The organism is Phascolarctobacterium succinatutens YIT 12067, from assembly GCF_000188175.1.
Taxonomy (GTDB): Bacteria; Bacillota; Negativicutes; order Acidaminococcales; family Acidaminococcaceae; genus Phascolarctobacterium_A; species Phascolarctobacterium_A succinatutens.
This window is the reverse complement of the sequence record NZ_GL830925.1, coordinates 2011-17468: the sequence shown is the minus strand read 5'-3', so window position 1 is coordinate 17468 and position 15458 is coordinate 2011. Positions and strand designations below refer to the sequence as shown.

General features: G+C 49.2%; 11 protein-coding genes, 3 tRNA genes and 1 pseudogene. 10 read left to right on the top strand and 5 right to left on the bottom strand.

Annotation, left to right across the window (positions count from 1 at the left end):
• Positions 1 to 76: 76 nt before the first annotated feature.
• From HMPREF9443_RS08315 to nadE, 4 genes are all read right to left on the bottom strand, one after another.
• Positions 77 to 153: transfer RNA gene (locus HMPREF9443_RS08315), tRNA-Arg, on the bottom strand.
• Between the two features lie 9 nt (positions 154 to 162).
• A tRNA-Gly gene (locus HMPREF9443_RS08310) sits at positions 163 to 236 on the bottom strand.
• Position 237: 1 nt separating this feature from the next.
• Positions 238 to 314: transfer RNA gene (locus HMPREF9443_RS08305), tRNA-Pro, on the bottom strand.
• Positions 315 to 434: 120 nt separating this feature from the next.
• Positions 435 to 2327, bottom strand: coding sequence for an NAD(+) synthase (gene nadE, locus HMPREF9443_RS08300; protein WP_040565346.1), 1893 nt, complete (start codon positions 2325 to 2327; stop codon positions 435 to 437).
• Between the two features lie 97 nt (positions 2328 to 2424).
• On the opposite strand from nadE, the gene ybaK reads away from it, so the two are divergent.
• The 10 genes and pseudogenes from ybaK to tkt all read left to right on the top strand — a co-directional run bounded on the left by ybaK (position 2425) and on the right by tkt (position 14976).
• Entirely contained in the window at positions 2425 to 2910 is a 486-nt protein-coding gene (gene ybaK / locus HMPREF9443_RS08295; protein WP_009146142.1) for a Cys-tRNA(Pro) deacylase, read from the top strand.
• Between the two features lie 156 nt (positions 2911 to 3066).
• Positions 3067 to 4557, top strand: coding sequence for a threonine synthase (thrC, locus tag HMPREF9443_RS08290; RefSeq protein WP_009146141.1), 1491 nt, complete (start codon positions 3067 to 3069; stop codon positions 4555 to 4557).
• Between the two features lie 135 nt (positions 4558 to 4692).
• Positions 4693 to 5436, top strand: coding sequence for a nickel pincer cofactor biosynthesis protein LarB (gene larB, locus HMPREF9443_RS08285; RefSeq protein ID WP_009146140.1), 744 nt, complete (start codon positions 4693 to 4695; stop codon positions 5434 to 5436).
• 301 nt (positions 5437 to 5737) lie between these two features.
• A complete protein-coding gene (larE, locus tag HMPREF9443_RS08280; protein ID WP_009146139.1) occupies positions 5738 to 6571 on the top strand; it encodes an ATP-dependent sacrificial sulfur transferase LarE in 834 nt (277 codons plus the stop codon).
• A gap of 70 nt (positions 6572 to 6641) precedes the next feature.
• A pseudogene (gene larC / locus HMPREF9443_RS08275) lies at positions 6642 to 8047 on the top strand (nickel pincer cofactor biosynthesis protein LarC).
• 52 nt (positions 8048 to 8099) lie between these two features.
• Positions 8100 to 9644 carry a hypothetical protein gene (locus HMPREF9443_RS08270; RefSeq protein ID WP_009146135.1) on the top strand — a complete coding sequence of 515 codons (1545 nt, stop codon included), beginning with the start codon at positions 8100 to 8102 and terminating at the stop codon, positions 9642 to 9644.
• Between the two features lie 16 nt (positions 9645 to 9660).
• On the top strand, positions 9661 to 10059 hold the full coding sequence (locus HMPREF9443_RS08265) for a DUF2207 domain-containing protein (protein WP_009146134.1): 399 nt from the start codon (positions 9661 to 9663) through the stop codon (positions 10057 to 10059).
• Positions 10060 to 10246: 187 nt separating this feature from the next.
• Complete coding sequence (locus HMPREF9443_RS08260; RefSeq protein ID WP_040565345.1) at positions 10247 to 12334, top strand: polyribonucleotide nucleotidyltransferase; 2088 nt, start codon at positions 10247 to 10249, stop codon at positions 12332 to 12334.
• Between the two features lie 69 nt (positions 12335 to 12403).
• A complete protein-coding gene (gene dut / locus HMPREF9443_RS08255) occupies positions 12404 to 12856 on the top strand; it encodes a dUTP diphosphatase (protein WP_009146131.1) in 453 nt (150 codons plus the stop codon).
• 137 nt (positions 12857 to 12993) lie between these two features.
• On the top strand, positions 12994 to 14976 hold the full coding sequence (tkt, locus tag HMPREF9443_RS08250; RefSeq protein ID WP_040565344.1) for a transketolase: 1983 nt from the start codon (positions 12994 to 12996) through the stop codon (positions 14974 to 14976).
• A 188-nt stretch (positions 14977 to 15164) separates the two neighbouring features.
• Here the strand turns inward: tkt and HMPREF9443_RS10900 are convergent.
• Positions 15165 to 15458 (bottom strand): ISL3 family transposase (locus HMPREF9443_RS10900; RefSeq protein ID WP_009146129.1); only part of this gene is annotated, 294 nt, incomplete at its 5' end.

Sequence of the window (15458 nt, the reverse complement as noted above, 5' to 3'; positions counted from 1 at the left end):
TGAGAAGATGAGTACATTCTGCGTTGTTTACACACAAAAATACCCCGCAACCTGCATGGTTGCGGGGTTTCTTTCATGGTGATCCAGGAGGGATTCGAACCCCCGACCCACGGCTTAGAAGGCCGTTGCTCTATCCAACTGAGCTACTGAACCATATTAACTTGGAGCGGGCGATGGGAATCGAACCCACAACATCAGCTTGGAAGGCTGAGGTTTTACCACTAAACTACACCCGCATGGTCGGAGTGGCAGGATTCGAACCTGCGACACCCTGCTCCCAAGGCAGGTGCGCTACCAAACTGCGCTACACCCCGAATACAAAAGGTATTATACTATTTAATTAAACAGATGTCAAGAGAAAATATATACTTTGTTAATCATGAAGCAGAAGAAAAATATTTGAAATCATATTTTCCTTTTGCCTTACAGATTGCTTATTTCAGCAGTTCTTCCTTAAGCTCGTAATATTCGCGTGAGAAATAGGGTGTAAGCTGTGCTTCACGATGGTCATAGCCAAAGGCGCGTTTGGTGAGCGACAAAACCGGTGGTGCCTGAATGCGTTTGGCAACAGCAAAGCCGGCGAACAGCTTCCACCAGCGCTCCAAATCGGCAATCAGCGCAGCGGCATCGGGGCAGGCTTCGTTAATCGCTTCCTGCGTACAGCCAAGCTCTGAGGCCAGCGTGCCGGCTTTGTACCAGCGCAGGATGTCTGCCGGCGTTGTTTTGTGCCAGTTTTCGATAAAGGCACGCAGCAGGTAATCGTGATAACCATACACCAGCGGGTCGCCGCCGTTGCCTACTGTCTGTGCATCCGAAAGCTCGGCGCTGGGACGGATATTGAAGATAGCTTCGGGGATTACTTCGCGTTTGTAAATCACTTCGTTCAGATAATGGCCAAGGGCATATACCTGATGCTTCCAAAGGTCACCGATCATGGCCATGGCGCCGCAGATGTCGCCGTAGAAGGTGGCGTAGCCGATAGCAAGCTCTGCTTTGTTGGAGTTGCAGCTGAAGGCGCCGCCGAAGGCTGCTGAAGCAGCAGCGATGACGCGTGCGCCGCGGTCGCGGGCCTGAATATTTTCTTTTATGAGTCCGCTGAGCTGCAGGTTGAAGCTGCTGCCGTCTGCCAGATTGGTGATAGGCGTTTCTTCTAATTGCTTGACTGTCAGCTCATAGCTTTCGCTGATTGGCATTACGGCATAGTTTGCTCCCAATGCCTGCGCCAGCTGCTGCGCGCTGTTGCGTGTGGCAGCAGAGTTGAAGCGTGAAGGCAAATTGAGCAGCAGCACGTTCTCCGGTCCCAAAATATCCGCATACATGACAGCGGTTACGGCGCTGTCGATGCCGCCGGAAAGGCCGACGGTCATGCGTTTGATACCGCATTGCTGCAGGAATTTGGCGGTGCCGTAGCGCAGAGCGCGGTATACGGATTCCGGCTCCTGCGGCAGCTCTGCCGGCGGACAGGTGGGAATGATGCGGTTCACTTTTGTATCCCAGGTGAATTCTAAAAAGGTATCGGCATACATGGGCGCAGAGGTAACCAGACTGCCGTCGCCGTTGTAGGCGGAAGTACAGCCGTCGTAGGTGAAGATGTTCTTGCCGTTGTTCTGGATGCCGACATTGTTGCAGTAGATGAGCGGAATGCCTGCGGTGCGTGCCTGCGCACTGAAAAGGCGGTTGCGCTTACGGTTTTTGCCCAGCGTATAGGGGGAGCAGGAAAGGTTGCACAAGAGCTGTGCTCCGTTGGCTGCCAACGTTTGCGGTACGTTAAGGTGATAGTTTTCCGTCCAGCCGTCCTCGCACAGCATGACGCCGATGCGCAGGCTGGTGCCTCGGATGACGATTTCCAAAGGCTGCAGTGCTTCGCTGACGCTTGCACCTTCTTCGGCGCAGAGTTTCTGCAGGCTGTAAAAATGACGGCAGTCATCAAATTCGCGGTAGTTGGGCAGCGATGTCTTGATGAAGAAGCTGCGTCCCTGATAACCGCCGAGCAGCTTACCGTTTTGGCAGGCAAAGGCGGCGTTGTATTTGCGCACGCGTCCGTCCTCGTTGAGCTTGCCTGGTTCGCTGGCAACGCTACCGAAGATAACGCAGATATTTTCGGTGGCAGCGACGATCTTTTCGGCATAATAGGCGCAGTCATCCAAAAATGTCTGCTGCTCCCAAATGTCGCCGATAAGATAACCCGGCAGTGCCATTTCGGGCAGAAGCAGGATATCGGCCTCAAGGCTGCGTGCTTTTCCAATAGCGTCAATGATTTTCTTATAGTTTACATCAGGACGGCCGGGAGTAATTTCCAGCTGTCCGCAGATAATTTTCAGCTTCAATTTATTGTCCTCACAATTTTATTTGCATTTTACATTACTATAGTGCTATTATAACAGAGATGAAGTAATTTCTCTAGCTTAGAGGGGGTTTTTCCTTATGAAACATAACAAAAAAACTAATGCAGCCCGCCGTTTGGACGAGCTGAAGATAGAATACCGTATTATGGAATATCCGGTGGACGAGGAGCATCTGGATGCTGTGCATGTTGCCGCAGAGGTTGGCATGCCTGCATCACAGGTATTCAAAACACTGGTAGTACGCGGTGACAAGAACGGCATTATGTTTGCCGTAATTCCCGGTGATAGCGAGCTTGATTTAAAGGCGTTGGCCAGAGCCAGCGGCAATAAGCGTGCCGAGCTGGTACATCTGAAGGAGGTATTGCCGCTGACAGGCTATATTCGCGGCGGCTGTTCACCATTGGGCGCTAAAAAGAACTACCCTGTATATATGGATGAGACAAGCAATAACTGGCCGGAGATTGCAATCAGCGCCGGTCAGCGCGGTATGCAGATTATTGCAGCGCCTGCTGATTTGCAGCGTGCTACGGCTGCAACGGTGGCACCGCTGATTTTTGCAGAGTAACTCTTGTTCCTTCCTATAAAATATGCTATTATAATCTTGATAACCTATTTGCACAATTGTGTTTGAAAGAAATACGACTGTGCTGGCCTGAAGGCGTATTATTAACGCTGACGGCAGTATGACGTCAAAATTCAAAGAAGAAAGTAGGTTGAATATATGTTATATGTTAGTACAAGAGGGAAAACTGATTTGTTTTCCGCTGCACACGCGATAACCCGTGGCTTGGCAGCGGATGGAGGATTGTTTGTACCGCAGAATATTCCTGCGATGCGTATGGTTGATATAAAGGCGATGGAGCGCAAGCCTTATACGGAGCGTGCTGTTGACGTTCTGCTGCAGTATCTTACTGATTTCAGCGAGGACGAGCTGCGCGAATGTGTAAATGCTGCCTACGCGCCAGAAAAATTCGGTGATAATCCTGTGCCTTTGGTACAGGTAAATGATAACACCGGTGTGCTGGAGCTGTGGCATGGCCCGACGTCTGCTTTTAAGGATATGGCACTGCAGCTTTTGCCGCATCTTTTGACACGTTCGATGCAAAAGACCGGTGAAACGAATAAGGTTGTTATTCTGGTTGCTACCTCCGGTGATACCGGCAAGGCTGCTTTGGAGGGCTTTGCTGATGTTCCTGGAACGCAGATTATTGTTTTCTACCCCAGCGAGGGTGTGAGTGATATCCAGAAGCAGCAGATGATTACCCAGGCAGGCAAAAATGTTAAGGTTTTCGGTATTGAGGGTAACTTTGATGATGCTCAGCGCGGCGTGAAGGAAATCTTCGGTAATACTGCGCTCAGTGATGAGCTGGAGAAAAAGGGATATACCTTCTCTTCTGCCAATTCTATTAACTGGGGCCGTCTGGTGCCGCAGATTGTTTACTACTTCAGCGCTTATGTAGATGCTGTGAAGGCAGGCAAGATTGCTGCCGGTGACCCGATTAATTTTGTTGTTCCGACCGGCAACTTCGGTGATATTCTGGCAGGCTATTATGCTAAGCTGATGGGCTTGCCGATTGACAGACTGCTGTGTGCATCCAACAGTAATAACGTGCTGACTGATTTTATAAATACCGGTGTTTATGACAGACGCCGTGAGTTCTTTAAAACTGTATCTCCTTCTATGGATATTCTTGTTTCCAGTAATCTGGAGCGTCTGCTTTACAGTGTGACTGAGCATGACGCTGCACGCGTAGCGGATTATATGAAGCGTTTGAATACCGAAGGTCATTATGAGATTGACAGCGATGATCTGAAGCAGATTCAAAGCCAGTTCTTCGGTGCCTGGGTTGATGAGCTGGAAACAAAGGAGGCTATCGGACGTATTTATAATGATTACCATTATCTGATGGATACGCATACTGCCGTTGCCTGGCGTGCGATGGAAAAATATCGTTTCCTGACCAGTGATGAAACCTATACCGTGGTGCTGTCTACCGCAAGTCCGTATAAGTTTGCCGACAGTGTTTTGGCTGCGCTTGATGATGCTCAGCCGCAGAGCAGCAATCCTTTTGAGCTGCTGCAAAAGCTGCATGCCGATACCGGTACGGAGATTCCGCCGCGTATGTTGGCGTTGGAGAATCTGCCGGTGCTGCATTCCGAGGTTATTCCTGCGGACAAGATGGAGCTGGCGGTTGTGAAGAACTTGGTGTAATTGTGGCTTGAAGTGAAGAATACTTGCGTTGCGGGTATGTTTTCGCTATAATAAACCCGAAATTTAATATTTATATATGCAAGACTTAGTCTGCCGGGCGGCGGACTAAGTCTTTGTCATAAAAGGAGGTATAAAGTGGACTCCAGGAGTGTACTTGAACAGGTGCGCAGCGGAAAGCTGTCGGTGGCTGAGGCGGAGCGCTATTTTAATCGCAAGGCGTACGAGAATTTAAATTATGCGCGTCTTGATACTTCGCGTGAGCAGCGCACGGGCTTTGCGGAGGTGGTTTACTGCAGCGGTAAGCCTGATGCGTATTTGGCGGATATTTATAAGCGTCTTTTGGCGGAGCAGGGTGAGGTGTTCGGCACGCGGGCAACGCCGGAGCAGTATGAGCTGGTGCGGCGGCAGCTGCCTGATATTGTTTATGATCCGGTGGCGCGGACGCTGAAACAGGAGCGCCCGGATAAGGTGCGGAGCGGTTGCGTTGTTGTGTGTACTGCGGGTACTGCCGATATTCCCGTTGCGGAGGAGGCGGCGCAGACGGCTGAATTTTTTGGGGCGCATGTGGAGCGTCTTTACGATGTTGGCGTGAGCGGGATTCACCGTCTTTTGGATAAGGTTGATTTGCTGCAGCAAGCAAATTGTGTAGTGACGGCTGCAGGCATGGAGGGCGCGCTGGCGAGTGTTATCGGTGGCCTTGTGCGTAATCCTGTGATTGCGGTGCCGACTTCTGTCGGATACGGTGCGAGCTTTCATGGGCTGAGTGCGCTGCTGACGATGATTAATTCCTGCGCTAACTGTGTTTCAGTTGTGAATATTGATAATGGATATGGCGCGGGGATTATTGCGACGCAGATTAACAGGTTGGCGTGCAAGTGAGATCCAACCCTTACGTCTGCTCGCAAAGCTCGCCTCCACCTCCCCTTTCAGGGGAGATATAAACTTTTATATGCTCCCTGCAAGGGAGCTGGCATCGCCGCAGGCGATGACTGAGGGTTGTGCTTGGCAATATATTAATTGCTTGTCTAACCTTTCTTGCCTGCCCCTTGCACTCTTCGAGTATAACACGACCAACATTTTTCATTACATGAAAAATGGGTCTTAGTATAGGGAAGGTGCCGAGCTAAGCGAGGCGGAAGGGGGCTAGCTATGCGTTTAATTTTTATGAGGGAGAACTATTATGCCTATAAATAAAGATTTAGAAATACAGGCGGAAGCCAAGTTTGCCGTGCTGCAGCAGGAGCTGCGGCGCTTGGGCAGTGTGCTGGTTGCGTTCAGCGGCGGCGTTGATTCGACGTTTTTGCTGCAGGCGGCGCATTTGACGTTGGGAGATAAGGCACTTGCTGTGACGGCACGTTCCGGTGTTGTGCCGCAGCGTGATATAGCGGAGGCAGAGGAGTTCTGTCGGAAGCAGGGAATCTGTCATCTTTACTTTGATTTTGATGAGCTGCAGGTGCCGGGGTTTGCCGAAAATCCGCCGGACCGCTGCTATATCTGCAAAAAAACGCTGTTCAGTAATTTCTTGCGCATTGCACAGGAAAACGGTGCTGTGCTTTGCGAAGGCTCGAATATGGATGATTTGGGTGATTACCGCCCCGGTCTGAGGGCTTTGGCTGAGCTGAAAGTGCAGAGCCCTCTGCGCACTGCAGAGCTGACGAAGGAAGAAATCCGCCTGCTGTCGCATAAGCTGCAGCTGCCGACTTGGGATAAGCCGTCATTTGCTTGTCTTGCTTCGCGCTTTGTTTACGGTGAGCGTATTACAGCGGAGAAGCTGGCGGCGGTGGATAAGGCGGAGCAGCTTTTGTGGGAGCTGGGCTTTAAGCAGTTCCGTGTGCGTGTGCATGGCAGTTTGGCGCGCGTTGAGCTGTTGCCCGAGCAGCTGGAGCTGGCAGTGGCGGAGCCGATGCGCAGTACGATTTACAAAGGATTGAAGGCTGCAGGCTTTGCTTATGTGGCACTTGATTTGCAAGGCTATCGTACAGGCAGCATGAATGAAACTTTAAAGCAGGATTAATTTGTACTTATAGCGAATTTTAGCATTAGCCTGCTACAAGTATGCAGGCTTCAGATTAGGAGGAAGATTTATGAAAAGCTTATATTTGGAATGTAATGCCGGCATCAGCGGTGATATGCTGGTAGCAGCACTTTTGGACCTGGGCGCGGACAAAGAGGCACTGGATAAGGCTCTGCAGAGTATTCCTGCAAAGGGCTTTGAATATAAAATCAGCAGAGTGTCTAAAGCAGGCGTTAACTGCTGTGATTTTGATGTTATTCTGGACGAGGAGCATGCTAACCATGACCATGATATGGCCTTTTTGCATGGCAACGACGATGCTGTAGTGCATAGCCATGAGCATGAGCATCATCATGACCACGAGCATGAGCACGAACACGAACATCATCATGACCATGACCATGAGCACGAGCATGAACATCATCATGACCACGACCATGAACATGAGCACAGCCATGTGCCGCATGAGCATCATCATCACCATGAGCACCGCGGTCTGCAGGAGGTTATTGCGATTATTGATGCTACGGATATGAGTGCTGCAGCCAAGGAATTGGCGCTGAAGATTTTTGATATTATTGCGGATGCTGAGGCAAAGGCGCATGCAGTGGAGAAGAATGCAGTGCATTTCCACGAGGTTGGTGCGATTGATTCTATCGTTGATATTGTAGCGATTGCTGTGTGTGCCGACAGTCTTGGTGTTGAAAACGTAATTGTACCTGAGCTGTGCGAGGGCCGCGGCACTGTGCGCTGCCAGCATGGCGTGCTGCCGGTGCCTGTTCCGGCAACAGCTAATATTATGCAGCGCTTTGGATTTAATGTACACTTGCTGCCGGTGCAGGGCGAGTTCGTTACACCGACCGGTGCTGCTGCCGCTGCTGCGCTGATGACTACGGACGAGTTGCCGCAGAGCTTTAAGATTCTGGGCATCGGTCTGGGAGCAGGCAAGCGTCAGTATGAGCGTCCCAGCATTTTGCGTGCGCTGCTGATTGAGGATAATGCACAAAAAAAAACTCTGTAAACAGTAACGCTTTGCAGACAGATTGCATCTGCCAATTGCAGTCTGATATTGATGACTGCAGCGGCGAGCTTTTGGGCTACACGCTGGAGCGCCTGCTGGCGGCAGGAGCGCTGGATGCTCATTATCAGCCGGTGTTCATGAAGAAGAGCCGTCCGGCGTGGGAGCTTACTGTTATCTGCCGCGAGGAGGACAGAGCGAAGCTGGAAGCGCTGATTTTTGCGGAAACGACAACCATCGGTATCCGTCGTGCGCGCATGGAACGCACTGTGCTGCCGCGTAGCAGGTATGTGGTGCACACTGCTTACGGTGATGTGGCGGTGAAGCGCTGCCTGCTGGAGAACGGCGAACGCTGTTATGTGGAATATGACAGTGCTGCCAAACTGGCACAGGAGCAGGGAGTGCCGCTGCAGGATATCTATCTGGCGGCGCAGTTGGCGCAAAAAAACATAAATTAGCCACAAAAGTGTGGTATAATATCTCCATAATACGTCAGAGAATGGAGAAAAAATGACTAATGTTTTCGATTTGATAGAAGAATTTTATACACAGGATGAAGAATGGAATACGGTATTGCAGCAAGCCTGTGCTGAGGATTTCCTGCGCTATAAAACATGGCAGGGAGCCAAGGATGGCGAGCTGGTCAAGATTTGGGATTATATTACGATTCTTTGTATTTACCTTGGCAATTCCGAGAACTTTCTCGGTGATATGTCGCGTGAGGATTTTATTGACTGCGTAGGCTGGTGCTGCCGCAATGTTTCCGGCTTCCCGGCAACGGAGAGCAACATCGCACATTTCCTGGATGTTATGCAGGAGTTTTATGCATATATGAAAAAGAAACGCATTATTACCCGTGATAATGCGCCTGCCGAAGCCAAAGCCAAGCTGCTGGTTGACGGAAAACTGCAGATTGTCGGCAAAGATGGCAGCTTTTTGCCGGAGCATGACCGCTACAATCTTTATTCTACGCCGGATTTGCCGACGAAAGTGTACTTGAACATCGGCGAGAGAATGCAGAATCTGCTGGATGATGTGCAAAGCTACTATACGCAGAAGCAGTTCCGTCGCGATTTGGAGCGGGCCGATTTTCTCTTCGGCGGTATTTTTCAGAATGGTACAGTTCAGGAAAAGCCGGGCACGGAGGAATATTCACAGACCTTTTGGGATTATTTTCTTTTTGACTATCGCTTGCTTGAAGATGACAAAACGCCGCTGCAGCATTACCGTGATGTAATCTGCCGCGACGCTTCCGAGATGGATACCTCCGTTGATATTTTGAATGAGCTGATTAAGGCAAAGCTGGTTCTCTTTGATGTGCAAAGACGCACGGAGGAGGGAATGTATGTCTGCAGAAATATTTTCACCAATGAAAAATATACCCTGATGCTGCCGGTGGATGATAATATTGACACAGAAGGCTATATTTTCATGGGCCATATTTTTTATGAAAATACTATGGTGATGAACTTCCTGCGCGGACTGGTGATGTCGCAAACCTCGCGTAAGCGCTTTTTCGAGGTTGTCAGCGCGGCGAAGGACTGGTTTGCTGTGCGCCAAAGCGGCGAAATGAGCTGGGAGGAGTTTATCAACCGTAATCCGATGTTCGTGCGCCATGTTTCTGTTGTATATGCCATCTATGTGCGGATGGAGGGCTTTAATTTCAGCACGCAGATAAGTGATTATCAGCCGGCGGCGCTGCTTGAGGACAAGACCTCGGCAATGCTGGAATCTCTTAGAGGAACAGGCCTTTTTTCTGCCTATGATATACAGCTGATGCGTACCATGTGGAGCGATTTTATGCTTCGTGGCAATGCTTTGCCTGATAATACAGACGCTGATTTTGAGCATTGGACGGCAGCTGTTATGTACTGCTTTGTTAAGCTGAATGATGTTTATACCTTTACGGAAAAGCAGGTTTTTGCTATGTGCCGTGCTACCGACCATGTAAAGCTGAAGCAGATGATAGATATGCTAAATAAAACCTTGCAGCTGGAGGCACACGACCCGCGTTATGTTAACGAAGAGGGTCTGTTGCTGATGCTGCTGCAGTGAGAGGAGGCACCAGAATATGAAGTGTGATTTTTGCGGACACGAGGTTGCTCCCGGCACAGTGGAATGTCCGTACTGCCATTATCAGTTCAAGATTGATGCGCAGGTGCTCAGTCCGGAGGAGCGCGATACCTTTGAGGGCGTGACGATAGACGAGAGCGCAGGCACAGAGGAAACCAAAAGCGCCAGGGAAGGCGCTGTATATGACAGCGGCGCTGATGCTTATAATGAAAGACAGCAGCAGGTGCCGCCGAATATTAAGGTGCATACCTTTGGCTGCGGCAGCGGCATTCTGATTACCTTTCTGATTTTGTGCGGCATTGTGGCAGTTATCTTCTTTTTGCTGCCGACGTTTATTGTCTTTGCCGCTGTGGGCGCAATAGTTTTGTTTATTATGCGCCTTTTTATGGGCTTTTAAAGGCTTAAAAAATGTGTTTCTGACGGCCGGCAGTGTTGCCTTTGGCAGAGCTGCCGGCTGTTTTCGTCTGTTGTAGAAATTTTTTCAAAAAAATTTTAAAAAGCCGTAAAAATATAGAGGATTTTTCTGATTGACGGCGAATAATATGCAGGTACACAATGTGTGAAAAGAATAGGAGGCATAAGATATGCATAGTTACAGCATGGATCTTGGCGGCAGAACTCTTACTATTGAAGCCGGCAAGATTGCAAAACAAGCTAATGGCGCTGTATTAGTTCGTTATGGCGATACCGCCGTAGTAGTTGCCGTTACCGGCACCAAAACCCCGCGTGAGGGTGTAGACTTCTTCCCTTTGACTGTTGATTTTGAAGAAAAAATGTACGCCGTAGGTAAAATCCCCGGCGGCTTTATTAAACGCGAAGGCCGTCCGTCTGAGCAGGCTATCCTGACCAGCCGTCTGATTGACCGTCCGATTCGCCCGATGTTCCCGGAAGGCTACCACAACGATGTACAGATCGTTGCTACCGCTGTTTCCGTTGATCCCGACAATGCTCCGGATATGCCCGCTATGATCGGTGCATCCTGCGCTCTGTCTATTTCCGATATTCCGTTCGAAGGTCCTATCGCAGGTGTGCGCGTAGGCCTGATTGATGGTGAATTCATCATCAACCCGACTGTTGAACAGGCTAAAATCAGCCAACTGAACCTGGCTGTTGCCGGCACCAAAGACGCTATCCTGATGGTAGAAGCAGGTGCTAACGAAGTTTCCGAAGAAACCATGCTGGACGCTATCTGGTTCGGTCATGGCGTAATCAAACAGCTCGTTGAGTTCCAAGAGAAAATCGTTGCTGAAATCGGCAAAGAAAAAATGGAAGTTCCGTTCTACGCTCCGCCTGAAGAAATGGTTGCGGAAATCGAAGAATACGGTGCTCAAAAGCTCAAAGATGCTCTGATGGATGCTAACAAGCTGGAGCGCGAAGAAAACGTTGCTAAGGTTAAAGCTGAAATCGCTGAAGTATTCCTGGAGAAATATCCTGATAATGCTAAAGACGTTGCTTATATCACCCAAAAGCTGGTTAAGAAAATCGTTCGCCGCACTATCTCTGTAGATAAGATTCGTCCTGACGGTCGTCAATTAGACGAAGTACGTCCGGTAAGCTGCGAGGTTGGCCTGCTGGCTCGTCCGCATGGCAGCTCTCTGTTCACCCGTGGTCAGACTCAGATTTTGAACGTTCTGGCTCTGGCTCCGTTGCGTGAAGCACAGATTCTTGATGGTCTCGGCGCTGAGGAAACCAAGCGTTATATCCATCACTACAACTTCCCGCCGTACAGCGTAGGCGAAACCAAACCGCTGCGCAGCCCCGGCCGTCGTGAAATCGGTCACGGTGCTCTGGCTGAGCGTGCTCTGCGTCCGGTTATTCCTTCTGAAGAGGATTTCCCGTATGCAATCCGTCTGGTATCCGAGGTTCTGGAATCCAACGGTTCCTCCTCCATGGGCTCTGTTTGCGCAAGCACCCTGTCCCTGATGGATGCAGGTGTTCCTATTAAGGCTCCTGTTGCCGGCGTTGCTATGGGCCTTGTTAAGGATGGCGAATACTTCACTATTCTGACTGATATCCAAGGTCTGGAGGATGCTCTGGGCGATATGGACTTCAAGGTTGCAGGTACCGAAAAAGGTATTACTGCTATCCAGATGGATATTAAGATTGACGGTATCAACAAGGATATCTTCACTCAGGCTTTGGCACAGGCTAAACGCGGCCGTGAGTTCATCATGGGCAAAATGATGGAATGCATCAGCGAACCGCGCAAAGAGCTGTCCCAATATGCTCCGAAGATTACTACTATCCATGTAGATCCTGATAAGATTGCTAAGGTTATCGGACCCGGCGGCAAGATGATCAAGAAGATCGTTGACGAAACCGGCGCTAAGATTGATATCGATGATACCGGCCGCGTATTTATCGCTGCTGTTAATACCGAGGCTGCTAATAAGGCTATCGAGATGATCGAGGGCATTACTGCTGAGGCTGAGGTTGGCAATGTTTATACCGGTAAGGTTACCCGTCTGATGAACTTTGGTGCTTTCGTTGAGATTCTGCCGGGCAAGGAAGGTCTGGTACATATTTCCCAACTGTCTACTGAGCATGTAGATAAGGTTGAGGATGTTGTAAGTGTTGGCGATGAAATTGTTGTTAAGGTTACTGAAATCGACAACAAGGGTCGCATTAACCTGTCCCGCAAGGCTGTTCTGATGAAGAGCGTACAAAAATAATTTGTGAATTTAAAAGAGCTGTCGCATTTGTGACAGCTCTTTTTTGTAGATTGGAGGAGTGAGTTACTAATGAAAACACGTGGTTTTGAAAAGGTTGCCAAGTATATGGATGTTGAGTTCCCGATGCCGGAGCGCAAGACACAGTTCAGCGCCGGTTATGATATCAGCGCTGCCGAAGAGGTTGTGCTGGAGCCGGGCAAGCTGGTGCTGGTGCCTACCGGTGTGAAGGCCTATATGCAGACAGGCGAGTTCTTGGGCCTGCATATCCGCAGCAGCATGGCGGTGAAGAAGCATCTGATGCTGGTGAATAATGTCGGTATTATTGATGCCGATTATTATAACAATGCTGATAACGAAGGTCACATTATGGTGGCTTTGATGAATATGGGTACCGAGGCTGTTACTATTCCTCAGGGTGAGCGCATTGCCCAAGGTATTTTTTTCAATTACCTGACGGTGGATGATGATGATAAGATAGAAAAAGCAGTCCGTGGCGGCGGCTTCGGCAGCACAGGCAAATAATAATATTACAGTATTACTTCGCTTGGAGATTCGGTTAAAAGTGTAAATAGTTTACAATTTTAACGAAAAAGTGTAGACAATATAGGGAAATATGATATAATTAATTTAGATAATTTTGGTAAATGGAGGTTTTCTCGATGCAGAAAATTGATCAGGCATGTGTAAACACCCTTCGCTTTTTGGCAGCAGACCAGGTAGAAAAGGCTAAATCCGGCCATCCTGGCTTCCCTCTGGGTACAGCTCCTTTGATGTACACCATTTGGGACCGCTTTATGAATTATAATCCGGCTGATCCGCAATGGTTCAACCGCGACCGTTTCATCCTTTCTCCGGGTCACGGCAGCGCTTTGCTTTATGCTATGCTGCATCTGGCAGGCTATGACCTGTCCCTGGATGAGCTGAAAAACTTCCGTCAATGGGGCAGCAAGACTCCGGGTCATCCGGAATTCGGCCTGACTCCGGGCGTTGACGTTTCTACCGGTCCTCTGGGCCATGGCTTTGCTATGGGTGTTGGCTTTGCTATTGCCGAAGCTATGCTGGGCGCAAAGTACAACAAACCTGATTTCCCGGTTGTTGACCACTACACCTTTGGTCTGACCTCTGACGGCGACCTGATGGAGGGCGTTTCCTGCGAGGCTGCTTCTCTGGCAGGTACCCTTGGCTTGGGCAAACTGATTTACTTATATGATGACAACAAAATTACTATAGAAGGCAGCACTGATATTGCCTTCACTGAGGATGTTGAAGCCCGCTTCAGGGCTTATGGCTGGCAGGTTCTGCGCGTAGAAAGCAGCGAGGATGTTGACGCTATGCAGGCAGCTATCGAAGAAGCTAAGGCTGATACTATGCATCCTTCTCTGATTATTGTACGTACTCACATCGGCTTCGGCAGCCCGAAACAGGACAGCCCGTCCTGCCATGGCGAGCCGCTGGGTGGTGAAGCATTGGCGGCTACCAAAGAAAAAGCCGGCTGGCCGCAGGAAATGTTCTATGTACCTGCTGAGGTTAAAGAACATTTTGCTGCTAAGCTGGATGGCTGTGCTGCAAATGAAGCTGCTTGGAAGGCTTTGATGGATGACTATAAGATGGTATATCCAGAGCTGGCTAAAGAGCTGGAAGACCGCATTGCCGGCAACTCCATGGTTAACCTGAGTGCTCTGGAAGCAATCTTCAAGGATACCGTTAAAAACGCTACCCGCGAAGCAAGCGGTGATATTATCCAAGTTTTGGCTGCACAGCTGCCTGAGCTGGTTGGCGGCAGTGCTGACCTTGGTCCTTCCAACAAAACTATCATGAAAACCGGCGGTTACTTCTCCAAGCTTGACAGAACCGGCCGCAACATTCACTTTGGCGTTCGCGAGCACGCTATGGGTACCGTTCTGAACGGTATTTCCCTGCATGGCGGCTTCATTCCCTTCGGTGGTACCTTCCTGGTATTTGCTGACTTTCTGCGTCCGACCATCCGTATGGCAGCACTCATGGGCATTCAGTCCGTATTCGTACTGACTCATGACAGCATTGCGCTGGGCGAAGACGGTCCTACTCATCAGCCGATTGAAACTACTATGGCATTGCGTCTGATTCCGAACGTAAGCGTTATCCGTCCGGCTGACGCTCTGGAAACTGCTACCGCATGGCAACAGGCTTGCCTGAACAAGCATAAACCGACCTGTCTGCTGTTGAGCCGTCAAAAACTGACTGTATTGCATGACTATGCAGCAACCATCCATGAGAACGCTCATAAAGGCGCTTATGTACTGAGCCCGGCTAAGAATAAGGCTAAGGCTGTTCTGATCGGTACCGGCAGTGAAGTACATCTGGCACTGGCTGCACAGGCTAAGCTGGCAGAAGAAGGCATTGACGTTAGCGTTGTATCTATGCCTTGCTGGGATGCTTTTGATGCTCAAAGCGATGAGTACAAGGAAAGCGTTCTGCCTGCAGGCGTAACCAAGTTTGCTGTTGAAGCAGGCGTTCCTTACGGTTGGAGCCGCTACACCGGCACTGAAAAGAATGTTCTGGGCATTACTACCTTTGGCGCTTCCGCACCAGGCGATGTAATGATGGAAAAATACGGCTTTACTGTTGAAAACCTGGTAGCAAAGGTTAAAGCAGCGCTGTAAGCTTAATTTGAAATTGATCTTAAAGGGTTCTATGTCAAGTTTTGGGGTATTCAAGACTTTAACATCATAGACCTAGACAACACATAATTATTTTTGCAATTCAACTAGCCTCTAATATATTTATATTGGAGGCTGGTTTTATTTTTCTAAAATAAGACATAGTTATCCTAATGCATTTTCACAATATTTTATTGCAGATACAGTATTCTGTTACGAAACCTATCGAAATTCTGCACACCATAGCTGATTCGCTTCAATACTTTGATTTTATTATTGCTTCCTTCGATAAACCCGTTAGAAACTCTTTCGCCAATTATATTTGCAATTTCAGTCTTACAATTACTAAAAGTCGTAATGCAATGCCTGAATTCAGGAAGTGATAAATCAGCTGCCAACAATAACCAGTTTCCCAGTTCTTTTTTTGCTTCAGTTCTTGTCTGTTTCCTGAATACTTCATAAAAACGTTCTTTCAAAACATATGC

Coding starts and splice junctions, on each gene's coding strand:
- HMPREF9443_RS08270 (WP_009146135.1), top strand. CDS start 8,100: ATGACTAATGTTTTCGATTTGATAGAAGAATTTTATACACAGGATGAA.
- thrC (WP_009146141.1), top strand. CDS start 3,067: ATGTTATATGTTAGTACAAGAGGGAAAACTGATTTGTTTTCCGCTGCA.
- ybaK (WP_009146142.1), top strand. CDS start 2,425: ATGAAACATAACAAAAAAACTAATGCAGCCCGCCGTTTGGACGAGCTG.
- HMPREF9443_RS08260 (WP_040565345.1), top strand. CDS start 10,247: ATGCATAGTTACAGCATGGATCTTGGCGGCAGAACTCTTACTATTGAA.
- HMPREF9443_RS08265 (WP_009146134.1), top strand. CDS start 9,661: ATGAAGTGTGATTTTTGCGGACACGAGGTTGCTCCCGGCACAGTGGAA.
- tkt (WP_040565344.1), top strand. CDS start 12,994: ATGCAGAAAATTGATCAGGCATGTGTAAACACCCTTCGCTTTTTGGCA.
- larE (WP_009146139.1), top strand. CDS start 5,738: ATGCCTATAAATAAAGATTTAGAAATACAGGCGGAAGCCAAGTTTGCC.
- dut (WP_009146131.1), top strand. CDS start 12,404: ATGAAAACACGTGGTTTTGAAAAGGTTGCCAAGTATATGGATGTTGAG.